The sequence below is a fragment of the Brachyspira aalborgi genome, from assembly GCF_008016455.1.
Taxonomy (GTDB): Bacteria; Spirochaetota; Brachyspiria; order Brachyspirales; family Brachyspiraceae; genus Brachyspira; species Brachyspira aalborgi.
Genome location: NZ_SAXU01000001.1, coordinates 1,971,179 through 1,994,506 on the forward strand (window position 1 = coordinate 1,971,179; position 23,328 = coordinate 1,994,506).

General features: G+C 28.9%; 17 protein-coding genes and 1 other RNA gene. 12 read left to right on the top strand and 6 right to left on the bottom strand.

Features of this window, described 5'->3' with window-relative positions:
* Nucleotides 1-423: 423 nt before the first annotated feature.
* Nucleotides 424-1,476 (bottom strand): ankyrin repeat domain-containing protein, encoded by a 1,053-nt coding sequence (locus tag EPJ79_RS08850; RefSeq protein WP_147739215.1) that lies wholly within the window; start codon nucleotides 1,474-1,476, stop codon nucleotides 424-426.
* Between the two features lie 183 nt (nucleotides 1,477-1,659).
* Between EPJ79_RS08850 and EPJ79_RS08855 the strand changes: the two genes are divergently transcribed.
* Together EPJ79_RS08855 and EPJ79_RS08860 are read left to right on the top strand one after the other, a co-directional pair.
* Nucleotides 1,660-2,190, top strand: a complete 531-nt coding sequence (locus EPJ79_RS08855; RefSeq protein ID WP_147562004.1) for an excinuclease ABC subunit B — start codon at nucleotides 1,660-1,662, stop codon at nucleotides 2,188-2,190.
* 10 nt (nucleotides 2,191-2,200) lie between these two features.
* Nucleotides 2,201-3,229 carry a guanido phosphotransferase gene (locus EPJ79_RS08860; protein WP_147739216.1) on the top strand — a complete coding sequence of 343 codons (1,029 nt, stop codon included), beginning with the start codon at nucleotides 2,201-2,203 and terminating at the stop codon, nucleotides 3,227-3,229.
* Between the two features lie 315 nt (nucleotides 3,230-3,544).
* On the opposite strand, the gene EPJ79_RS08865 is transcribed toward EPJ79_RS08860, so the two are convergent.
* Nucleotides 3,545-4,282: an NAD-dependent deacylase gene (locus tag EPJ79_RS08865; RefSeq protein WP_147717878.1), complete on the bottom strand. Its 738-nt coding sequence runs from the start codon at nucleotides 4,280-4,282 to the stop codon at nucleotides 3,545-3,547.
* Nucleotides 4,283-4,334: 52 nt separating this feature from the next.
* Here EPJ79_RS08865 and EPJ79_RS08870 point away from each other — a divergent pair, with 52 nt between their 5' ends.
* Nucleotides 4,335-5,081 (top strand): ComF family protein, encoded by a 747-nt coding sequence (locus tag EPJ79_RS08870; protein WP_244289093.1) that lies wholly within the window; start codon nucleotides 4,335-4,337, stop codon nucleotides 5,079-5,081.
* 183 nt (nucleotides 5,082-5,264) lie between these two features.
* Here the strand turns inward: EPJ79_RS08870 and ssrA are convergent.
* Nucleotides 5,265-5,617, bottom strand: a transfer-messenger RNA (tmRNA) gene (ssrA, locus tag EPJ79_RS08875).
* Nucleotides 5,618-5,789: 172 nt separating this feature from the next.
* Between ssrA and EPJ79_RS08880 the strand changes: the two genes are divergently transcribed.
* The 3 genes from EPJ79_RS08880 to EPJ79_RS08890 all read left to right on the top strand — a co-directional run bounded on the left by EPJ79_RS08880 (nucleotide 5,790) and on the right by EPJ79_RS08890 (nucleotide 10,417).
* Nucleotides 5,790-7,640 carry a methyl-accepting chemotaxis protein gene (locus EPJ79_RS08880; RefSeq protein WP_147739217.1) on the top strand — a complete coding sequence of 617 codons (1,851 nt, stop codon included), beginning with the start codon at nucleotides 5,790-5,792 and terminating at the stop codon, nucleotides 7,638-7,640.
* A 1,151-nt stretch (nucleotides 7,641-8,791) separates the two neighbouring features.
* Nucleotides 8,792-9,574 carry a protein-ADP-ribose hydrolase gene (locus EPJ79_RS08885; protein ID WP_147739218.1) on the top strand — a complete coding sequence of 261 codons (783 nt, stop codon included), beginning with the start codon at nucleotides 8,792-8,794 and terminating at the stop codon, nucleotides 9,572-9,574.
* A gap of 3 nt (nucleotides 9,575-9,577) precedes the next feature.
* Complete coding sequence (locus EPJ79_RS08890) at nucleotides 9,578-10,417, top strand: SIR2 family NAD-dependent protein deacylase (protein ID WP_147739219.1); 840 nt, start codon at nucleotides 9,578-9,580, stop codon at nucleotides 10,415-10,417.
* Nucleotides 10,418-10,419: 2 nt separating this feature from the next.
* On the opposite strand, the gene EPJ79_RS08895 is transcribed toward EPJ79_RS08890, so the two are convergent.
* Together EPJ79_RS08895 and gyrA are read right to left on the bottom strand one after the other, a co-directional pair.
* On the bottom strand, nucleotides 10,420-11,196 hold the full coding sequence (locus tag EPJ79_RS08895) for a tetratricopeptide repeat protein (protein WP_147526150.1): 777 nt from the start codon (nucleotides 11,194-11,196) through the stop codon (nucleotides 10,420-10,422).
* A gap of 190 nt (nucleotides 11,197-11,386) precedes the next feature.
* On the bottom strand, nucleotides 11,387-13,894 hold the full coding sequence (gene gyrA, locus EPJ79_RS08900; RefSeq protein WP_147739220.1) for a DNA gyrase subunit A: 2,508 nt from the start codon (nucleotides 13,892-13,894) through the stop codon (nucleotides 11,387-11,389).
* A gap of 577 nt (nucleotides 13,895-14,471) precedes the next feature.
* Here gyrA and EPJ79_RS08905 point away from each other — a divergent pair.
* The 6 genes from EPJ79_RS08905 to EPJ79_RS08930 all read left to right on the top strand — a co-directional run bounded on the left by EPJ79_RS08905 (nucleotide 14,472) and on the right by EPJ79_RS08930 (nucleotide 21,890).
* Complete coding sequence (locus EPJ79_RS08905) at nucleotides 14,472-15,197, top strand: outer membrane beta-barrel protein (protein ID WP_147739221.1); 726 nt, start codon at nucleotides 14,472-14,474, stop codon at nucleotides 15,195-15,197.
* A 309-nt stretch (nucleotides 15,198-15,506) separates the two neighbouring features.
* Nucleotides 15,507-17,093 carry a peptide ABC transporter substrate-binding protein gene (locus EPJ79_RS08910; protein ID WP_147739222.1) on the top strand — a complete coding sequence of 529 codons (1,587 nt, stop codon included), beginning with the start codon at nucleotides 15,507-15,509 and terminating at the stop codon, nucleotides 17,091-17,093.
* A 319-nt stretch (nucleotides 17,094-17,412) separates the two neighbouring features.
* Nucleotides 17,413-18,366, top strand: a complete 954-nt coding sequence (locus EPJ79_RS08915) for an ABC transporter substrate-binding protein (protein ID WP_147526006.1) — start codon at nucleotides 17,413-17,415, stop codon at nucleotides 18,364-18,366.
* 79 nt (nucleotides 18,367-18,445) lie between these two features.
* The gene (locus EPJ79_RS08920; protein ID WP_208745266.1) at nucleotides 18,446-19,387 is read left to right on the top strand and encodes an ROK family protein; all 942 of its coding nucleotides are present in this window, start codon (nucleotides 18,446-18,448) and stop codon (nucleotides 19,385-19,387) included.
* A 15-nt stretch (nucleotides 19,388-19,402) separates the two neighbouring features.
* Entirely contained in the window at nucleotides 19,403-20,899 is a 1,497-nt protein-coding gene (locus EPJ79_RS08925; protein WP_147739224.1) for a sugar ABC transporter ATP-binding protein, read from the top strand.
* Nucleotides 20,900-20,930: 31 nt separating this feature from the next.
* Nucleotides 20,931-21,890, top strand: coding sequence for an ABC transporter permease (locus EPJ79_RS08930; RefSeq protein ID WP_147526009.1), 960 nt, complete (start codon nucleotides 20,931-20,933; stop codon nucleotides 21,888-21,890).
* A 76-nt stretch (nucleotides 21,891-21,966) separates the two neighbouring features.
* Here the strand turns inward: EPJ79_RS08930 and EPJ79_RS08935 are convergent, their stop codons facing one another.
* Entirely contained in the window at nucleotides 21,967-23,328 is a 1,362-nt protein-coding gene (locus EPJ79_RS08935; protein WP_147560079.1) for a PTS ascorbate transporter subunit IIC, read from the bottom strand.

Genomic DNA, 23,328 nt, shown 5'->3' on the forward strand with positions numbered 1-23,328 from the left:
AACTAAATTATGCAATAAAATTGAGACATTTAAAAATTTAAATGCCTTTAAAGATTTAGATATATAAAATTTAAAATTATTATTTAAGATATAATTATGGCTTTGCTTAACAAATTTACAGTATTGTTATTTATCGTAATTTTCATATCAAACTTTCCTCACCGATTTCTCGGCAAACATTTTTACAATTAAATTATACAATATTAAAAAAATTAGTCAATAGTTTATTTAAATTTTTTTCAATATTGATTAATTTAATTTAATAATATTTTATAATATTTAAAAAAATTATCAACTATTTATTTTAATTAATTTAGTAATATTTTACAACATTTAAAAATTTTTGTCAACAAAATAATTTAAATATTTATTAATTATTATAAACTATTTTTAAAAATATTTCAAGCGTTTATTTTTAAAAAATTATTTTCTGTATTTATCAAATAATTCTATAAAATCTTTTTTCTTATTTCTTGCGGCAATTCTATAAGCCGTGTTTCCGTAAATATTTCTTTGAGTTATATTCGCTCCCGATTTTAATAATTCTTCCATTATTTCGAGTGGAGTTGAAAATACTCTATATATTCCGTTATCTTCTTTATCGTATTCAAATAAAACCGCTCTTATTAAAATATTATTTCCGTTTCTGTCGGTTGCGTTAATATCCGCGCCTAATTCTATAATTTTTTTTATCGCTTCAATATCGGGATTTTCTCTTTCTATTAAATACATAAGAATAGTTTTTTCATTGCCATAATTATGAGAGTTAATGTCTGCCCCCAATTCTAATAAATTAAATATGTTATCCGTTCTATTAGTTTGTTTTGCATTATAAATAAGAGCTTCATTTAAATTAGTAGCTCCCGCGTTTACTAATTCTTTTATTATATCAATATTAGTAGCGGCGGTTATCGGATATTTTCTTTCCGCTCCTTCGTAATATCTGTAAGGTTCTATATAAGCTTTTGTATTTACATTAGCTCCGTTTTCTATAAAATATTTTACAATTTCTAAATGATTTCCTTCGCATGCAGAAACTAATGCTCCGTTAATATCTTTCGCTCCTAAATTAATAAGTTCTTTTACTATATCAAGCTGTCCGCCGATTGACGCATAAGTTAAAGCGATATCAAAATTATTAGCGCCTTCGTTAATAAATTTTTGAGCAATATCCAAATAACCTTCCATACAAGCCATATAAAAAGCAAAATCAAAATCTTTAGCGCCAAAATCAAGCAATTCTTTAACTATTTCCATATTTCCTAATTTTGCAGCATACATTAAAGAACTCATTCCATATTTATTATTGTAAATATCTAAATTATTTCCATCTCTTAAAATATTTTTAACGCTTTCAATATCATTATTTTCAATACTTTTCATTAAATCGTTATTTTGTGAAATTTGATAACCTATATAATTTTGAGAAAATAAAAAATTAGAAATAATTAAAAATAATAATATTATTCTTTTCATAAATAAAGCCTTAATTAAATAAGTAGTATTTTAATATATTATCGTAATTAAATTAATATACAAAATTAATAAAAATTAAATATATTAATATTTTTAATTATGTAGATTATTATTAAAATTAATATTTGCAATTTTTTATGTTAAATGGTAAAATTTTATTTATAATATTATAGGGGTAGCGATTTGAATTGCAATATATGTGGTAAAGAAAAAGCGGTTTTGCATATTGTTGAAACGATAGACGAAAAACGCGATAAAATTAGTGTTTGTAAAAAATGTTCTAAAGATTTTGGAATTATAGAAAAATGTTTCGAGAGTCTTGAAGATAATAATAATTTGATTTCCATATTTCCAAATCATAAATCTACTAAATTAAAAAAAATAAAAGCAAATAAAAAAAATCGTAAAGAAACTTGTAACGCTTGCGGATATTCTTTAAATGATTTCTTAAAAACTAAAACTGTAGCATGCCCAAAATGTTATAATAGTTTTGAAACTTTTGTTAAAAAAATCGTTTATAGAATTCATAATAAAAATAAACATATAGGAAATATGCCAAATAAAAAATTATCCGAAGTCGATATTGAAAAAGAGATTTTAAAACATCAAAGCGATATAGAAATTCTTAAAAGTATGGAGAAATACGAAGAGGCTAACGAGTTGAAGAAAAAGATAGAAACTTTAAGCGAAGTTTTAATATCTAAAAAAATATAAGTGAAAAAATATGTTTGCCGATAAAAATATAGCAGATTGGATATACAATAAAAGCTCTGAAGATAATATTGTTTTATATTCTAAAGTGTCGATATACAGAAATTTAGAAAATATAAGATTTCATTATCATATGGATAAATACGAAATTGATAAAGTAGATTCTATATTAAAAAAAAATATTGAAGAGTTAAATCTTAATTTAACCGAAATAAAATTAAAAAATATTGATTCTTCTAATATAAATATTCTTAAAGAAAATCTCACTCTTCCAAAAAATAGAAATTTATTAAACGCGACATTATATACGAATATGGACGAATCGACTTCTATACTTGTAAACTCAAACGAACATTGCGAAATACAAACTATAGCGAGAGGATTTGAATTAAAAGAATGTTTTAAAAAAGCTTACGATATAGAAAATAAACTTGACGAAAAAGTGGATTTTTCTTTTGATAAAAAATTAGGATATTTAACAGGCTCTCCGCAAAAAATTGGAACGGCAATGAATTTAATGGTTTCTATGGCAATTCCCGCTATTCTTTGTAAAACTCCAAATAATATAGACTATTTTATAAGCAAATTTTCAAAATTAGGTTTTGATTTATTTGTAAGAGATGAAAAAAATATTCCAATACTTAATATAACAAATAGAGTTATGATAGGAATTAAAGAAAAAGATATATTAAAAAATATGATTGATATAGTCAATGATATTTTAGACAAAGAAAAAAAAATAAGGAACAGAATTAAAAAACTTGATAAAATAAAAATTGAAGACAGAATATATAGAAGCAAAGCGATATTGTCATCTGCAAGAAAATTGACATATAGCGAAATTATAAAATATAGTTTTTGGTTAAGGGCGGGATTATATTATGATATGCCTGAAATGAAAAATATTGAACTTGATGATTTATATTATATATTATTTATAACTAAAAATAATCATCTTAAAAATTTGAATAATCAAAATAATACTCAAAATATAAATGAAATTAGAGCGAATATAATTAGAGAAATTTTTAATAATAAATAAAATTTTATAATTTTAACTATTGACATTTTTTATTAATATGCTATAATTCATTCATTAAAAAACAGGTAGGAATTTTATATGTTTAGTTTGCCACTACACTACACTACACTACACTACACTACACTACACTAACGCCTCATTATAAATTTTTTCGGCGATTTTTTCACTGCAGAAAATTATTTTATAAATCTAAATGCTTATCTTTGCATAAATTATCATTAAATTATCAAGGGAGTAAAATATGATAAATAAAATAATATTTGACATAAATTATACAATGCAAAAATTTAGAAAAATGATTTTAAGATTTGTAAATTAAATATCTAAATATTTTTCTATCTCGCCGAAAGCGATTCCCGATTTTTCTTTAACATAAATATCGACTATAGAATTTGTAAAACTTGAAGGCTCGGGATTTATCTCTATAATTTTAGCTCCCGACCTTTTAGCCAAATGCGGAATTTGAGCGGCTGGCATAACCTCTCCGCCTGTGCCAATTATAATAAATAAATCGCTTTTGTTAGCGTCATCGATTGAACTTTGAAAATCAAAAGAAGGCAATTGCTCGCCAAAAAATACAAATGCTGGTTTTAATACAGAAGAACATTTTTCGCATGTTGGCGGATTCATAGATAATATTTCTTTATTTATTTTGTATTTATTTTTGCATTTCATACAAACCGCATATTTAGCCGTTCCATGAAGTTCATAAACTATTTTGCTTCCCGCCTCTTGATGCAAATTATCTATATTTTGAGTAATTACAGAACGCATTATTCCCGCTTTTTCTAAATTAGCCAAAACTATATGAGCCTTATTCGGTTTTACATTATCAATCGGCTCGTAAAAAACTTTTTTTAAAGATTGCCAAGATTCTTTTGGATACCTTGTAAAATAAGATATTTCTGCAAATTGACTTCCATGCTTTTCCCATAAACCGTCAGGACCTCTAAAAGGCGGAACTCCACTCTCAACGCTTATTCCCGCTCCCGTGAAAGCTACGGCATATTTTGATTCTTTAATCGTTTTTGCTATTAATTTATAATCTATCATAATTTTATTATACAATATTTAAAAATTTTTGCCAGACTATATAATAAAAATTATGATAAAAAAAATTATAAAGAATTTTATAAAAAATATTTTTGAAATAATTTTTCCAAATCATTGTATAATTTGCGGGAATATGATTGAAAGCGAAAAAATAAATTATATCTGTATAGATTGTATAAATAAAAAATTAGATTATATTCATACGGACGATTATATTCGCTGTGAAAGATGCGGAAAATTATTAGAAGATAAAAATACAACTTGCGCTTGCAAATACGAAGAAATTTATTTTGACGAATGCAAATCAATGCTTTATTATAAAGATATAACGATTAATTTAATTCATAAAATGAAATTCGGACATAGATATTTAATAAGCCAAGATTTTGGAGTAATATTGTCTTTTTATTATAAAGATTATATAAAAAAATTTGACGCTATAACTTTTGTTCCTTTGGGAAAAAATAGATTTTTTGAAAGAGGATATAATCAAAGCGAATTAATAGCAAAAACGATTTCAAAAATTTTAAATATAAAATTAATCGAAAATATGATTATAAGAAAAAAAGAAACTTATCCTTTAAGTATGATAAAAGATAAAGAATTGAGAAAGAAAACTATAAAAGGCGCTTTTATTATAAATAAAAATTTCAAATTAGAAAATTCTAAAAAAATAAATATTCTTATAATAGACGATGTTTTTACAACGGGAACTACTTTAAATGAAATATCTTTTGAAATTAGAAAAATAGAAAATATTGATAAAATAGGAGTTTTAACTGTCGCTAGAGTTAATTGATTAATATTTTAAATTACGAAAGACTACATATAAAAGCGGATTTTATGAAATGTTATATATACTCAATCTTTATATTTCAAAATGGATATTTAGACGAAAACATTTTTTAGAATTTTTTAAATGAAATATAATATAAAAGACGGTTTTATAACTATATTTATACAATTTGTAAAAATAGAATTTAATTGGAGATGGCGGGACTCGAACCCGCGTCCTACGAAGCGCCCCATATTCGTCTACATAGCGTATCTTATCTTTAAAGTTTCGCCTAACGGCTATAAGATAAGCAGAAAAACCGTAAGACTAGTTTGATTATACATGTATTCAAGTTCAAACTGCGCTCGATACAAGTTCTATGTGTTTCAACGCCGATAAAATAACCCATAGACAAATCATAAAATCAGCGACAGCCTCAATCAGGCTGCAATTGCATATTCGTCTGCAATTATAATTTTAGTATGATATTAACGCGCATACACCTAGCGCGACTATGCAAAATATGACTCAACCATCGCAGTCGAATCCAGAGCATCCCCTTTCAAAGAACGATATATCTATATAATACGAAATTTTTTATAATTGTCAAGAACTTTTTTATTTATATTTATTATCGATTTTTTAAATATAAATATTAGGCATAAGTAAAAAATTTAAAAAAATAATTCCGAAAATATGATATAATGATTTTATAAGTTAAGGAAAAGATAAATGAAGATTAAAAAGTCTAACAGAAAAAAAGGATTAATGAATAAATTTTTAGTTCCGTTTGCCGTATTTTTAGGAATAGTAGTTATATGTATGTATATTATTTATAGACCTCAATATAAAAGATTGTTTTTAAATAATATAAATGTAAAAATGAAAACCGCAGCGGAAGAAGTTTCTAAATGGACATCTTCTTTTTATTCTGAAATAGATATAATAGAAGCATATACAAAAAGCGCTATAAATACAAACGATATGCTTATAGCTTTTTCAAATATTGTAAAATCAAAACCCGAAATTGTAAATGTGTATTTTGGAAATAATATACCTATGAATAACGAAGGAGGAATATTTGTAAATCCTCGTAGGCATCTTCTTCCAGCAAATTACGACCAAACAAAAAGAGATTGGTTTATAAAATCATTAAACGAAAATAAAGTATATATAAGCGAACCTTATATAGCCGCATCTTCAAAAGAACTTGTTGTAACTTTCGCTAAGGCAATTTATACGAATAATGTTCTTAAAGGAGTGGTAGGAATTGATATTTCTTTTGAAAAAATTTCAGAAATAATGCAAAATCAAGCAGAAGACAAAAATACCGAAATAAATATAATAATGACAAATGGAATGTATCTTACGCATAAAGATAAACGAAATATTTTAAACGAACAAAATAATTTATTTTCAAATCCTCTATTTTCTAGTTGGCAAAATACTGTATCAAGCGGAAATAATTTAATAGAAATAAAAGGCAAAGAATGGGCGGGCGTTCAAAATATAGAAAATGTTCCTTGGATGATATCGGGACATGGAACTACATCTTATTTCGATAGTCTTATGAGAAAACTTATAATAGTTTTAATAATCGTAGTAGTGGCTTTTATGTCGGTAGAAACTATTTTAGTTTTGGTTGTAGTTCGTCCTTTATCTGAAACTTTAAACAGAGCTATAAATATTACGGAAGATATGGGAAAAGGAGATTTCAATGCAAGATTTGAGAAAAAACTTTTAGATAAAAAAGACCAAACGGGAATGCTTACAAAATCGATTGACGATATGCAAAAAAATATAGGTTCTGTGATTTATAAAATAAAACAAGGTATAGATGTTATAAATAACGAAATAAATAAAATATCCGATGGAAGCGCTAATTTGTCCGATAGAAGTAACTCTCAAGCCGCAGCTTTAGAAGAATTGGCAAGTTCTATTGAAGCTTTATCTTCTTCTTTGAAAGAAACTGCAAGAAGCGCATCCGAAGCGAAAAATATGAGCGAAAAAGCTTATTCGGATACTAAAAGCGGGGTCGAAGCCGTAATACAAACTGCAAATAACATGAAAGAAATTTCAGAATCTAGTAAAAAAATATCCGATATAACTAAAATGATTCAATCTATAGCCTTTCAAACAAATATACTCGCCTTAAATGCCGCCGTTGAAGCTGCAAGAGCGGGAGAGCAAGGAAGAGGTTTTGCGGTTGTGGCAAGCGAAATAAGGTCTTTAGCTCAAACGGTTAATGACGCTGCAAGCAATATTACAAATATAGTAGAAGATACGGTAAATAAAATAGAAGTTGGAAATGTATCGGTAACTCAATCTTCAGAACTTTTAAGCGAGATAGAAAAATCCGTAAATGAAGTTTCAGAAGTTTTAACGGGAATAGCGAATTCGTCTATTCAAGAAGAAGATAGCATACATCAGATAAATCAAGCCGTGATAGAATTAAATAATATAACGCAGGAAAATTCCGATATGGCGCAAGAAAGCGCTTTTTCAAGCAAAGAAGTGTCGGACAGAACGGAGAATATGGTTGAAGAAATTTCTTATTTCAAATTTAAAAATGATAAGAAATAATAATATTGATTTTTCCTAAATATTTTTAATTATAGCTATATTTTTGCTTCTTCAATAATTATTTTATAACAATTTTTTTAATAAAATTTATTAAAATACAATATACGAAGAAAAAAATATTAATTTACTCTATAATCAAAATTATATAAATAGGTTATGCAACTCAAAGCATTCACGACTAATTTTATATTATTGTCTATTTTCTTGCCAATTATGATAGCTCTTCATTATTTGTTTTGCTATATTTAAAAAAAGACGCCGCACTAACACGATGCCTTTTAATTATTTTATCTATTATTAATCTTAATTATTTTTTAGTAATATCTAAACGCAATGTAATTCCTCCCACTTCTTCCATTATTAACTTTCCTTGAGTATCGCTACTAAAAATAAAAGTAAAATTTATGCTATCGCTACTGTCACTATACGAACCGATATAAGTCGTGTCACTAACTCTTGTTATAGAAGACGAAGGAACTACAATATCAGCAACTCTATCACCTTTTATAGTAACCGAACCGTCAGTATTTATGGTAACCAGATGCTTCTGTTTAGACTGTTGAGGTTGTCCCCACCAATCGCCAGCATAATAAGATAATGTTCTTTCTTACGCTCCTGTTTTATCCTTATTATCGCAACTTATTGAAAATAGCGCGATTAAAGATAAGATAATTAATAATAGATAAAAATTTTTTCTTTGTTCTTTCATTATAGAACTCTCCTTTTGATATTTATTAAAAACATTTAAATAAATGTTTCTTGCGAAATTAAAATTTTGATTGAATTGAGATAATCCAAATATTAGTTTTTTATTTGATAAAAATTTTTGCAATAAAATTGAAGAGCTTAAAAATTTAAACGCTTTTGAAATTTGTAATATATAGAAATTTAAATTATTGTTTAGAAGATAATAATAGCGTTCTGTTCTGTTCTAGATTATTCAAGTTAAACATCCTTAAACCGAAATTCTTTCCTTCGGCTATTTATTAAATTGTATGCAAATTATAACATTTTAAAAAAATTCTAATTTAATTTTTTAGGTATTTTTACATTTTTCAACGCTTCAAGCATTTAAACTATTGACATTAAAATAAAAATACTATATATTAATTGTAATAATATTAATTACAATAAAGAGAAATCATTAATATATGGAAAAATTATTATATCTAATAAATTATTTGGCAAAAGAAAATAAAATTAATATAGGCGAGCTTCCGTCCAACGAAATAGAATTAAAAAATTTATTTAGAAGTCTTATAAATATTCGTCCGCCGAACGATATAAGCGAAGAATATTTAAAAGTAGAAGACGAATTTTTGAAAGAAGAACTCGATAAAAAATTTAATAACAAACTTATTACTAATATAGCAAATCTTAAACCGATAAAAAATAATCTATATATTTGGAAAGGAGATATTACGACTTTAAAAATTGACGCTATAGTAAACGCCGCTAATTCTGCAATGCTTGGATGTTTCTATCCGATGCATAAATGTATTGATAACGCGATTCATAGCGCCGCTGGAACAAGACTCAGATTATTTTGCCGAGATATTATAAATCAATGTGGAGGTTATTTGGAAACAGGCGATGCAAAAATAACTCCTGCTTTTAATCTGCCTTGTAAATATATTTTGCATACGGTTGGACCAATAATAAAAGATAAAGTTAGCAAAAAAGACGAAGAGCTTCTTTATTCATGCTATAAATCTTGTTTGAATTTGGTTTTAGAAAATAATATAGAAAGTGTGGCTTTTTGCTGCATATCCACAGGAGAGTTTAGATTTCCAAACGATTTGGCTGTCGATATAGCTTTATTTTCGGTAAACGATTTTTTAAAAGAAAATAAAAAACGAAATATAAAAATAGTTTTCAATGTTTTTAAAGATATTGATTATGAATTATATAATAAAAAAATTGTAGGAAAATAAAAAATGGATAAAAATAAATTAATACAAAAATTAAAAGAAGAAATTGAAAATTCGGAGTATATATTGATAGGAGCGGGAGCGGGACTTTCTACTTCGGCGGGATTTTTATATGACGGAAAAAGATTTGAAGATAATTTTAAAGATTATATAAAAAAATACGGGTTTACCGATATGTATAGCGCGGGATTTTATAATTTTCCAACTCTTGAGGAATATTGGGCTTATTTTAGTTTGTATGTTTATATAAACAGATACGATATTGAAGAAAACGAGACTTATTTAAATCTTTATAATATAGTAAAAAATAAAAATTATTTCGTCATAACTACAAATGTTGACGGCAGATTTGCAGATTCTAAATTTGATAAAGATAAAATTTTTGCGGTTCAAGGAGATTTTTCGCTTTTTCAATGTTCAAAACCTTGCAGGCAAGAAACTTTTTATAATGAAAAATATATTAGAGAAATGATTAAATACAAAAAAGAAATGAAAATACCTACCGAGCTTATTCCAAAATGTCCATACTGTGGAGAAAATATGTCTATGAATTTGAGAGCGGATTCCACTTTCGTTCAAGATAAAAATTGGGACAAACAAAAATCAAAATACGAAAATTTTTTAAAAAATTCCGACAATTCAAAAATTTTGTTTTTGGAACTTGGAGTCGGTTTCAATACGCCTTCTATAATAAAATATAATTTTTGGAGAATGACTTTAAATAATAAAAAATCCGTTTACGCTTCTATTAATTTGGGAGAATGCTACAGCGCAAGCGATATTGAAGAGCGTTCTATATGCATAGACGCCGATATATCCGAAGTATTGAAGAAATTAATTAAATAATATTAATTTAATTTTTTAGGTATTTTTACATTTTTCAACGCTTCGAGTCTTTGAACTATAGACTTTTGAACTTCGTAATTTGAAGGTTCGTTATTTGCAAATTCGTATTTATTTGCAAGAATCAAATATTCTTTTTCCTGCGTATAATTTCGCGCTTTTCTATATATTATCGATATTCTAAATAAAGATAATTTTTGTCTGTATCCGTTTAAATAAGATTGTCTATAAAAATCTATCGCCGAAGAATTTCTATTTCTGTTATCGTAAAGTTCGGCAAGTTTAAAATATATTCTTCCTCTTTCAAGTCTATTCATTCCGTTTTCAGCCATATTTATAATTTCTTTTTCGGTTATAGCGTAATTTTCTTCGTCAATTAATTTTTCATAAATATGAAGCAAACTAAAATAAGCGTCTAATTTATAAGCGGGGACATTTAAATTTTTATTTAATTGAATCGCTTTTTTATATTCTTCTATAGCCAATCTATAGCTCGCCGCTCCGCCTTGCTCTGCAGGTTCGCCCGCTTCTTTTTCGTATATAACCGCCAAATAATAATGAGCGTCCGCATTATCGGGATAATACATTATAGTTTTATTCATTAAATATAAAGCGTAAGATGTGTCGCCATTTTTTATCGCTCTTTTAGCTTCGCCTATATAAACCCAAGCAGGCTCTAATTTCTCTCCGTTAATTGAACGATAAGAATTTGCATTAAACTCGTTTGTCTGCGAATAAATAGATAAACAGAATATTAACAATAATAAAAATATTTTCTTCATAAATAATAGTTAGGTTAATAATAAATTAATTAATAATAAAACTTTTATTTAATTATCGGAATAATTAGTTTTTAAATTATCATTTTTTGAATATAAACTTTAATTTAAAAATTTATTATTCCAATTTATCGACTTTATTAATTTTTTATTTATTAGAAACTAAAATATATTTTTTCTCTAATAATAATTTTTATTTATCTTCCGAAGTGGGAACTACAGCCAAATCGCTAACTCTCGCTCCTTCGGATATATTAACTATTTTAACGCCTTTCGCATTTCTTCCAAGTTCAGGTATAGAGTTCGCTTTTATTTTAATAGTCATATCGTCCGTTGTTACAACCATTATTTCGTCTTTATCGCCAACAGTTTTTACGCTTACAACTCTTCCCGTTCTATTGTCAAGTTTAATATAAATCTGTCCATGTCCGCCTCTTCCTTTAACATTAAATTGTTTTGAAGATAATCTTTTGCCTATTCCGTTTTCGGTTATAACTATTAAAGATTCGCCTTTATGTATTCCGTTTCCAGATACGCAAATATCATCTCCCGATAAAGTTATTCCTTTAACTCCGCCAGCGGCTCTTCCCATATTTCTAACCTTCTGTTCGTTTATTCTTAAAGCGAGTCCAGAGTCTGTAGTCATAATGAAATCGTCTCCTGTTTGAACTGCAGAAACCGCGACAAGTTCGTCATTATTTTCTAAAGTTAAAGCAAGTATTCCGCGTTTTTTAGCGTTTTCAAGATGCTTTAATTCCATCTTTTTTATAGTGCCTTTTTTAGTTACCATTATAATAGATTGTTTAGAATCAAATTCCGAAACCGTAAAATAGCTTGTAATTTTTTCATCTGGAGCGAGATTTAATATAAATTTAATGCTTTTTCCTTGCGACAATTTTGTCAAAGCTGGAATTTCATGCACTTTCAACCAAAAAGCTTTTCCTCTATCGGTAAATATAAATAAATAATCTTTAGTTGAAGCTACAAATAAATGTTCTATATAATGTTCACCTTGAGATTTTCCGCTTTGAACTCCGACTCCGCCTCTTCCCTGTGTGCGATAACTTGAAGCGGGAACTCTCTTAATAAAGCCTTGAGTCGTTATAGAAACCGCTACATCTTCGTCATGAATCAAATCTTCTTCGTCTATTTCCGTGTCGTTGGTTTTTCCGATGATTTCGCTTTTTCTATCGTCTCCGTATCTTTCGGATATTTTTTGAAGTTCGTTTTTTATTACCGCCAATATTTTATTAGGATGAGCGAGCAAATCTTCGCAATATGCTATAAATTCTTTCAATTCTTTCAATTCTTCTTCAATTTTTAATTTTTCTAAAGCGGTTAATCTTTTAAGCGGCATATCGAGTATAGCTTGCGCTTGCTTTTCGGACAATTTAAATGTTTTCATTAAAGTGTTTCTTGCCGATTCCGTATTTTCGCTCTCTCTTATTACTTTAATTACTTTTTCTATATTAGCTTGAGCTATTAAAAGTCCTTCTAAAATATGAGCTTTCGCTTTAGCTTGATTCAAATCATATTGAGTTCTTTTGGTTATAACTTCAACTCTATGTTCTACGAAATATTTAATAAGCTCTTTTAAGTTAAGAACTTTAGGCTCTCCGTTTACCAAAGCCAAATTTATTATTCCAAAAGTTGTCTCCAAATCGGTATGTTTAAATAATTGATTCAAAACTATTTGAGTGGCGACTCCTCTTTTAAGTTCAATAACGAGTCTTATTCCCGCTCTATTGCTTGATTCGTCTCTAATATCCGAAATTCCTTCAATTTTGCCTTGTTTAATTAATTCGGCGATTTTTTCATGCAAAGTAGTTTTCACAACATTATATGGAAGTTCTTTAACAATTATAGCTTCTCTGTCTTTTTTTAATTCTTCTATTTCAAGTCGCGCTCTTAATTTTATTCTTCCTTTTCCCGTAGTATATGCTTCTTTAATTCCTTCTTTTCCGTATATTATTCCCGCGGTTGGGAAGTCGGGACCTTGAACGAATTTCATTAAATCTTTTATTTCCGCATTTTTATTGTCTATATAATAAGAAACTGCATTTATAACTTCTCTTAAATTATGCGGAGGCATATTCGTAGCCATACCGATTGCAATTCCCATACTTCCGTTTACAAGAAGTTGAGGAAGTGTAGCGGGTAAAACTGACGGTTCTGTTCTGGAATCGTCAAAGTTAGGAACAAATTTAACCGTATCTTTTTCTATATCGTTTAACATCTCTTCGGCAAATCGAGTCATTCGAGCTTCCGTATAACGCATAGCGGCTGGCGGGTCATCGTCCACAGAACCAAAATTTCCTTGTCCATCAACGAGCAAATATCTCATTGCAAAATCTTGAGCCATTCTAACCATAGTTCCATAAACCGCAGCGTCTCCATGCGGATGGTATCGGGCTAAAACTTCTCCGACTGTAGCCGCCGATTTTTTATAAGGTTTATCATGCGTAAGATTAGCGTCATACATTGCGTATAATATTCTTCTATGAACGGGCTTCAAACCGTCTCTAACATCTGGAAGCGCTCTTGAAACTATAACGCTCATAGAATAATTTAAATAAGATTCTTGTAATTCTTTTTCTATTGATATATGACTTACTCTTTTAAGTATATCTTTCGTATAAGTGGAATACTGTCTCTCTTCTGTCCCGTTATCGTTATTATTATTATTATTCTTTGTTGCCATCTCTAATTATCCTTAAAATATTTAAAAAATATTATATCATTAAAGTGTATAATTATCAATATAAAATTATTATTAAAATATTTAATTATTTTGTTGACAAAAATTTTTAAATGTTGTAAAATATTACTAAATTAATTAAAATAAATAGTTGACAAATTTTTTAAATGTTTTATAATATTGTTAAATTAAATTAATCAATATTGAAAAAAAATTTAAATAAACTATTGACTAATTTTTAAACTTATTGTATAAATTAAAAGTTAGTTAAAAAATATTTAAATTGTTATTGACAAAATTTTTTAGATATTGTATAATTTAAAATATAAATAAAAAAAGTGATGGAAAATTTATATGAGATTTAAAAACATTGTAAGTATGTTGAACAGTACAGTACAGTACAGTACAGTACAGTACAGTACAGTACCATAAGTTTAAACTTTTCAAAAATAAATCAATCGAAAAAATTATTAAAATTTTGTCCGTTTCTTTCGGATACATTAATCGCGATAACTTATCGGGAAAGAAGAAACCCGATTTTGTTATAAATAAAAAATTTTTCATAAAAGGAGATAATAAAATGAAAAAAATTAAAAAATTTCTTCTAACAATTGCAATGACGATGATTTTTAGCGTATCGGCATTTGCGGCAAGTGGGTTCGAGTTTATTTTAAATGTGCCTCTCGGAGTAGGTATATCTATTCCAGACAAAGATTTGAAAGACGCTGGATTTAAAGGCACGGCGGGTTTTGAGGCTGGAGTTTCAGCGCAGTTGGGATATATGTTCCAAGTGGTAAACGGTTTCGGAATTAGCGCATTGGTTGAATTGGGCTACGCTCATGACCATTTCGGAACTTCTATTGAAGGCGACTTGGGTACGATAGGAGCTGGTTTAGGACTTGGTTCAGGAACAGTTAAGGTATCCGAGAGCTATGCTTTAGACAGCTTCCAAATTGGTTTGCTTCCTAAATTCAATATTGGCGCGTTTTCAATAGGAATTGGCGGAGGCGTTAAAGTTCCACTTGGAGGAAAATACACTATGAAAATTGGAGACACAAAAGATTCTATTAAATTGACTACGGCTGATACATTGTCTATGTTAACTCCTCCTGTTATAGGTTATGTTAAAGCCACTTTTGATTATTCTATTTTCTTTACGGAAAAATTGGCTTTAAATGTAGGCTTATATTTGGGCGGAGATATTGCTAAACAAGAAGTTAGCGTTGCTGGCGTAACTGCAAAAACCACTCAAAGCAGTTTTGATGTCGGCGTAGAGTTAGGCTTTAAATTTGGACCAAAAGCATAAAGCAAAATCTTTTTCAAAATTTTTTATATAAATTCTAATACACTTGATTTGCGGTTTATACTTAATTGTATAAACCGTTTTTTTATGCTATTCTTTTTTGTTAGTAAAAAATAAGAAGAATTTTGCATTTTTTATAAAAAGAAATAATTTTTATATCTACCCGACTTTTGCATGTTATAAAATAAAGAACTAAAAAACTATATTAAGCGATAATAATTTAATAAATCTTAAATAAAATTATTGACAAATATCAACTATTTTGATATAACTTTAATAAATATTTAAAATATTAAAAACGAGGTAATCATTATGAAGAAAGTATTATTTATATTATTAACTTTAACATTATTTTCATGTTCTGATAAAAAATCAAACGAGATAATAAGAGTGAGCGTTGGAGCAGAACCTCAAAGTATAGACCCTTCTTTTTTATCGGCTGTTGATAGTATGATTTATGCAGTTCATATATTTGAAGGACTTACGACTAAAGATAAAAATAATAATGTTGTAGGAGGAGTTGCGGAAAGTTGGGAAATATCCGAAGACGGTTTAAGTATAATATTTAATTTAAGAGATAATGCAAAATGGAGCGATGGAAAACCCGTTATGGCTGATGAATTTGTTTATTCTTTTAGAAGACTTGCAAATCCAAAAACGGCGTCTTCTTATAGCTTTTTAATCTCGCCCGTAAAAAATGCAGATAAAATAATGGCTGGAAAATTAAATATAGAAGAGCTTGGAATAGAAGCGATTGACGATAAAACTCTTATTATAAAATTTGAAAATCCTACCGCTTATTTTTTAGAGCTTGCTTGTATTCCGATATTCTCTCCTCTTCGTAAGGAATTTATTGAAGGAAACGATAATTGGACTTTCTCGCCCGACACATATATAGGAAACGGTCCTTATAAAATGATAGGCAGAAAACCCGATGAAATTATATCTTTAGAAATAAACGAAAATTATTGGAATAAAGATTCTATAAAAGCTAATAGAATAGATTTTATTATGTTTTCCGATTTGTCTACGGCTTATGCGGCTTTAAAAGAAGGTTCTTTACTTTATTCTTCAAGAATACCAAACAGCGATATAGACACTTTAAGAAAAGAAGGATATTTAATAACGACTCCTTCGCTTGGCACTTCTTATTACGCTTTAAATAATACGAATTCTATTTTGAAAGATAAAAGAGTTCGCAGAGCTTTATCGCTTGCCATAGACAGAAATTATATAGTTGAAAATATTACAAAAGGCGGAGAAAAACCCGCGATAGCTTTCGTGCCTTACGGACTTAAAGATATAAACGGAGATTTTAGAGAAAACGGAATTAAATATTTTAGCGCGGATAAAGGAGATTATAAAAATAATATCGAAGAAGCTAAAAATCTTTTAACTCAAGCGGGCTATCCTAACGGCGCAAATTTTCCCGTGTTAGAGTTTAAAACTAATCCAGGTTCGGGCGTTATTATAGCGGAAGCCGTTCAGCAAATGTGGAAAGAAAATTTAAATATTGATATGATTATAGTTCAAGAAGATTGGGCGGTATTTCAAAAGAATAGACAAACTAAACATTATATTTTATGCCGCGCTGATTGGATAGGCGATTATTTAGACCCTATGACTTTTCTTCAATTATTTACGATTAACGGAGCTGGCAATAGAGTCGGCTATAGCAATGTCAATTATGATAAACTTATTTTAGAAGCGCAATCTACTATGGATAATAATATAAGAATGGCTAATATGCATAAGGCTGAAGATATGCTTATAGGCGAGGATATGGCTTTAATTCCATTATATCATTATACGGCGTCTTCTATGCAAAATCCTAAATTGAAAGATGTTTTTGTTGATACTTTAGAGATAAGAAGATTTTTTTATTCGTATATTAAGTAGTAAAAATTGTATAAATAATAATAATTTTTTAAAGAAAACGCTTGACAAATTATTTATTATAGACTATAATAATATATATAAAATATAGGAATATTTAATATGGCTTTAATAAATTTTAGTTGTGACACTCCACTCCACTCCACTCCACTCCACTCCACTCCACTCCACTCCACTCCACTCCACTCCACTAACTTTTGCATTTTAAAAAATACATTATGTTTATTAATTAATCAGTCATTAATATATTTTATTTCAATGATAATCTGCGTTTATTCTTTAAGCGCTTATTATAAAAAAATTATTTTAAAGGAGTTAAGTTATGCGAAAACTTAATTTAATCATTTCATTTTTAACTATTTTACTTGCCTTGACATTAATATTGTCATGCAAAGGTAAAACAAAATCGGATAGCTCAAATGCATCCAAAAAATTTGTTTTAATAACGATGGATTCAATAGACGAGCATTGGTTATCCGTTAAGAAAGGAGCTGAAGATAAGGTTAAAGAATTAGGAAATATTGAACTAATCTTTAGAGCGCCTGCTGGTAAAACGGACCCTAACGAGCAAACACGCATGGCAGAAGATGCGATAAACCAAAAAGCTGATGCTATTCTTTTAGCTCCAAGCGATATTGCGGCTTTATCTCCCGTTGCGGCTAAAATTAAAGAGGCAAATATTCCTCTTATTTTAATCGACTCCGCCATTTCTACCGAAGATTATGACGCTTTTTTATCTACCGATAACGAAGCTGCGGGCGAACTAGCGGGCGAGACTTTTGCAAAATTGGTTAATGGAAAAGGTAAAATAGGCATTGTTCATGCGCAACCAGCCGCTTCTACAGCTATAGCGAGAGGAAAAGGTTTTGAAACAAAGATAAAAGAAATAGCGCCAGATATTAAAATAGTTTCCGTTCAATATTCTGACGGCGATAAAGCTAGAGCGTTAAATATAGCCACTGATATAATGACGGCAAATCCAGATTTGGTTGGTTTCTTTACATCAAATGAAGGTTCTACTATAGGAGTAGCAAGAGCAATAGAAGATATGGGCAAAAAAGATACGGTTATGTTAGTAGGTTTCGATAAATCTCAAGATACTATAAGAGCTTTAGAAAACGGAACATTAAAAGCCACTGTTGTTCAAAATCCTTATAAAATGGGATTTGACGGAGTTCAAATGGCTTTTGATATTCTAAACGGAAAAAAGGTTGAAAGGTTAATCGACACGGGCGTAAATGTGGTGACTTTAGAAAATATTGATATTATAAAATAGTAAAAATAAGCGTATAGGATAAATATTATTCTATACGCTTTAACTAAATTTAATTTAAAAAAATAATAAAGGATTAATTTTGTCTAATATTATTGGCATAGATATAGGCGGAACAAAAACTTCTGTTATTATAAGCGATTATAAGTTGAATATTCTTCATAAAGAAAAATTTGAAACTTTATCGAGTTCAAATACTCTAAATAAAATTTTAGAAATAATAACAGAATATAAATTAAAATACGGCGAAATATCGAATATAGGGATAAGTTGCGGAGGTCCGCTTTCAAGTTCTAAAGGAATAATTATTTGTCCTCCAAATTTGCCCGATTGGAAAAATATCGAGATAGTTAAATTTTTTTCTGATAATTTAAATATCCCAACAAAATTAGAAAACGATGCAAACGCCTGCGCTATGGCTGAATATTTATGGGGAGCGGGAAAAAATACAAGCAATATGGCTTTTTTAACTTTTGGCACAGGATTAGGAGCTGGACTAATTTTAAATAATAAATTGTATAGAGGTTCTTCGGATATGGCGGGAGAGATAGGACATATAAGATTAAATGAAACGGGACCGATAGGATATAATAAAGCGGGTTCTTTTGAAGGATTTTGCAGCGGAGGAGGAATAGCGGAGCTTTGCAAAATTAGAATGCATGAAAAAAGCGAAGATAAAAGCGTTAAAGAGTTTATTGAATTAATAAAAGATAAAACTTTTTGCGCTAAAACTATAGCCGATGCAGTTCAATCTAATAATCAATTTGCAATATCGATATTTAAAGAAAGCGCAATTTATTTGGGAAAAGGACTTTCTATATTAATAGATATTTTGAATTTAGATAAAATTATAATAGGCGGAATATATGCAAGAATGGAATCGTTTTTTAAGAATATAGTTTTATCCGTAATTAAAGAGGAAGCCTTAAAATACAGCGCCGATTTTTGCAGTATAGAGGCTTCATTTTTCAAAGAAGAAATAGGCGATTATTCTACTTTGGCGGTTGCAATGAATAAATTATAATTAAAAGGAGATTTAATGGCTGATATAGTTTTTAGAGCTAAAAATATTTCAAAATCTTTTTTCGGAATTCCCGTTTTGAAAAATATTAATCTTGATATGAATAAAGGCGAAGTTCATGCAATTTTGGGAGAAAACGGAGCGGGAAAATCTACTCTTATAAAAATTATAGGAGGAATATACGAATGCGATAGCGGAGAATTATTTTTAGAAGGCAAAAGAGTTGTTTTTAATAAAGCCGCAGACGCTATAAATAACGGCATTATTACAATACATCAAGAATTAAATATGTGCGCTCATTTAACCGTAATGGAAAATCTTTTTCTTGCAAGAGAATATAGAAAAAATTTATTATTTTTAGACAAACAAAAAATGAGAGAAAAAGCAAAAGAATATTTAGAAAAATTCTCTATGGAAAATGAAATAGATTCGGTTATAAAGAAACTTCCTATTTCAAAACAGCAAATTGTAGAAATAGCGAGAGCGGTTTCATTATCGTCTAAAGTTTTAATAATGGACGAGCCGACATCTTCATTATCAAACAGAGAAACCGACAAACTTTTTGAAATAATAAATAATCTAAAATCTGAAGGAATATCAATAATATACATATCGCATAGACTTGAAGAATTGGAATATATAGCGGATAGAATAACCGTATTGAGAGACGGAAATTTTATAATGAGCAAAGAATATAAAGACACTAATATGGACGAGATTATTTCGGCTATGGCTGGAAGAACTATAACGGACAAATATCCTAAAATAAATGTTGAAATTGGAGAGACGATTTTTAAAGCGAAAAATATTATTTGCGAACCGTTTTTTAGAGATATAAGTTTTGAAGTTAAAAAAGGCGAGATATTAGGATTCGCTGGTTTAGTCGGAGCTGGCAGAACCAAAATAGCAAAGTCGCTCTTTGGCGTATTTAAAATACAAAAGGGAGAAATATTTTTAAACGGCAATAAAATTGAAGTTAAAAATATAAAAGACGCTATAAAAAGCGGAATAGTTTATATTCCCGAAGACAGAAAGCATGAAGGATTAGCTTTAAAAATGAGCATTTGGCAAAACGATATAATGCCTAATATGAATCGGTTTTCAAATCCTATTTTTATTAAAATTAAAAAATTATTTAAATCTTTAATAAAACTTCAAGAAGATTTAAAAATAAAAATGAGAAATCCAAAAGATAAAGTTCAATTTTTAAGCGGCGGAAATCAACAAAAAGTTATGATAGGAAAATGGATATTAAATAATCCGTTTTTATTTATTTTTGACGAGCCGACAAGAGGAGTAGATGTAAACTCTAAAATAAGCATTTACAATATTATAAACGAACTTAAAAAATCTGGACATGGAATAATGGTAATATCTTCCGAACTTCCCGAATTATTAGGAATATGCGATAGAATTGTCGTAGTTTCAAGCGGTAGAATTACGGGAGAAGTTTATCCTCAAAAAACGACTCAAGAAGAGATATTAAGATATGCGACTATAAATTATGATTTTTAATATATAAATCTAAAAAAAGGAAAAATAAACTATGCGAAAAATTTTTAATTATATAAATAATAACGACCAATTAAAACAATTAATTTCAATTATGATAGTATTGATAGTTATGATAATAGTTTTTTCTATATCATCTCAATACTTCTTTACTAAAAATAATTTACTCACAATAGCTTTACAATCTTCAATAATAGCGATAATTTCAATAGGACAGACTCTAGTTCTAATTACTGGCGGAATAGATTTGTCTTTAGGTTCTGTAATAGGATTATCTGGTATGGTAAGTTCTCTTTTTATGGTTGATGGAATGTCGATTCCTATGGCGATTATTTTAGGTTGTTTAATTGCAACTTCTGTTGGTTTAATTAACGGGCTTTTAATAGTTTACGGTAAACTGCCTCCGTTTGTTGTAACTTTAGGAACTATGAGCATTGTAAAAGGAATTAATCTTTTATTAACTAACGGAATTCCCGTTTCTGGTTTGCCTAAAGAATTTTTAATTGTTTCAGGAAATTCATTGCTTGGTTTATCTATACCCGTATGGATTATGCTTTTATTGACATTTCTTTTTCATTATATGTTAACAAAAACGCCTTTAGGACTTCATATTTATGCTTCGGGTTCAAATATACAAGCGGCTAAATTATCGGGAATTAATACAAATATTACTATATTATTAGTATATATATTTTCCGCTTTATTAGCTTCGATAGCGGGAATAGTATTTGCTTCGAGAGTTTTATCAGGACAGCCAACAGCGGGTTCAGGATACGAATTATATGCAGTAGCTTCTTCCGTAATTGGAGGAACAAGTTTAAGCGGAGGAGAAGGAATAATTGCAGGGACATTAGTCGGTTCTTTAATAATAGGCACTTTAAGAAACGGTTTAAATTTAATGGGAGTATCGGCATTTTTACAAGAGGTTATGATAGGTTGTGTTATAATAGCGGCTGTTTTTATTGATAAGATAAAAGAAAATTTTAGGAAATAAATATAAATAATATAATAAGGAAGACAAGCATAAAAGCTAATCTTCCTTAAAATATTTGTCATTAAGTTATAAAATACTAATCGTTATTTATTACATTGCTTTTTGTTTTTATAAAATTAGGAACAATCAATATAAACAAAAATACGGCGGCTATAACATATACGCCTATTTCTCCCGCACTGCTTCCAACTTTGCCTATTATAATGCCTAAAAGAGCAAAATCGGCATCTCCGAAAGTAGTATTTGCAAATCCCAAATTTCCTAAAACGGGTAGCAGTAATGCGGGCAAGAAAGATATTAAAATACCATTGATAAAAGAACCTATTATGCAACCTCTAATACCACCTTTTTTACTTGCATAAACTCCAGCCGTTCCTCCACAAAAGAAGTGTGGCACTAATCCAGGTATAATTAAAACCCACCCTATAGCTCCCATTATAAATAACGAAATAACTCCAGCTATAAAACTGCTGATAAATCCTATAACTACCGCATTTTGAGCGAATGTAAAAAATACCGCGCAATCTACGGCAGGCACTGCATCTTTTATAATTTTTTCTGAAACGCCTTGAAAAGCTGGCACTAAATCTCTTACTATCATTCTAACGCCAGAATAAACTATATTAACTCCTATGGCAAATTGCAAAGCGCACATTATTGCAAAAACAACGGGATTTGTTCCGTTTGATAGCGTAGATGCAAATTCCATTCCAGCTGCAAAAGTCGGAACTAAATAAAATATAAGCATTATTATAGCGGTTGATATTGTGGTGTCTCTTAAAAAGCCTAAAGACTCGGGAATTTTTATATCTTCCGTCCCGTTATTTTTATTTCCTACTTTTTCTGCAATAAATCCCGCTAAATAATAACCTATACTTCCAAAATGCCCCATAGCTATCTCGCCTCTGTCGGTAACTTCGTTGGTTATTTTTTGTCCTATTGCTGGAGATAAAGCGCTCCAAGCTCCTAAAAAGAAACCTCCTAATACTACTAAAATAACTCCTTCAAAACCTAACGCGCTTAAAACGGCGGAAAATAAACAAGCCATAAAAAAGCTGTGATGCCCTGTTAAGAATATATATTTATATTTTGTAAGCCCAGCTATTATAATATTAAATATATAACCCAATACCAAAATAAGCATCGTTGACATTCCTAAAGTTTGCTGAGCTACTGCGACAACAGCCTCGTTATTAGGAACTACTCCCTTAATTTTAAATCCCGCTTCTACTAATTTGCTTAAAGGGTCTAAATTCGATACTATTATGGCAGAGCCTGCGCTCATCATAATATATCCTAAAATAGGTCCCAAAGTTCCTTGCATTATTAAATGTGCTGGCTTTTTTAAAGCCACTAGTCCTATGAAAGATATTAACCCCAATATTAAAGCTGGTTGTATAATAATATCTTTCATAATACCTAAAATATTTTCTAACAT

What these genes read in the sequence shown, in the direction of transcription:
- EPJ79_RS08850 (WP_147739215.1), bottom strand. Translation starts at nt 1,476, where the DNA reads ATGAAAAGAATAATATTATTATTTTTAATTATTTCTAATTTTTTATTT.
- EPJ79_RS08860 (WP_147739216.1), top strand. Translation starts at nt 2,201, where the DNA reads ATGTTTGCCGATAAAAATATAGCAGATTGGATATACAATAAAAGCTCT.
- EPJ79_RS08865 (WP_147717878.1), bottom strand. Translation starts at nt 4,282, where the DNA reads ATGATAGATTATAAATTAATAGCAAAAACGATTAAAGAATCAAAATAT.
- EPJ79_RS08870 (WP_244289093.1), top strand. Translation starts at nt 4,335, where the DNA reads ATGATAAAAAAAATTATAAAGAATTTTATAAAAAATATTTTTGAAATA.
- EPJ79_RS08880 (WP_147739217.1), top strand. Translation starts at nt 5,790, where the DNA reads ATGAAGATTAAAAAGTCTAACAGAAAAAAAGGATTAATGAATAAATTT.
- EPJ79_RS08885 (WP_147739218.1), top strand. Translation starts at nt 8,792, where the DNA reads ATGGAAAAATTATTATATCTAATAAATTATTTGGCAAAAGAAAATAAA.
- EPJ79_RS08890 (WP_147739219.1), top strand. Translation starts at nt 9,578, where the DNA reads ATGGATAAAAATAAATTAATACAAAAATTAAAAGAAGAAATTGAAAAT.
- EPJ79_RS08895 (WP_147526150.1), bottom strand. Translation starts at nt 11,196, where the DNA reads ATGAAGAAAATATTTTTATTATTGTTAATATTCTGTTTATCTATTTAT.
- gyrA (WP_147739220.1), bottom strand. Translation starts at nt 13,894, where the DNA reads ATGGCAACAAAGAATAATAATAATAATAACGATAACGGGACAGAAGAG.
- EPJ79_RS08905 (WP_147739221.1), top strand. Translation starts at nt 14,472, where the DNA reads ATGAAAAAAATTAAAAAATTTCTTCTAACAATTGCAATGACGATGATT.
- EPJ79_RS08910 (WP_147739222.1), top strand. Translation starts at nt 15,507, where the DNA reads ATGAAGAAAGTATTATTTATATTATTAACTTTAACATTATTTTCATGT.
- EPJ79_RS08915 (WP_147526006.1), top strand. Translation starts at nt 17,413, where the DNA reads ATGCGAAAACTTAATTTAATCATTTCATTTTTAACTATTTTACTTGCC.
- EPJ79_RS08925 (WP_147739224.1), top strand. Translation starts at nt 19,403, where the DNA reads ATGGCTGATATAGTTTTTAGAGCTAAAAATATTTCAAAATCTTTTTTC.
- EPJ79_RS08930 (WP_147526009.1), top strand. Translation starts at nt 20,931, where the DNA reads ATGCGAAAAATTTTTAATTATATAAATAATAACGACCAATTAAAACAA.
- EPJ79_RS08935 (WP_147560079.1), bottom strand. Translation starts at nt 23,328, where the DNA reads ATGTTAGAAAATATTTTAGGTATTATGAAAGATATTATTATACAACCA.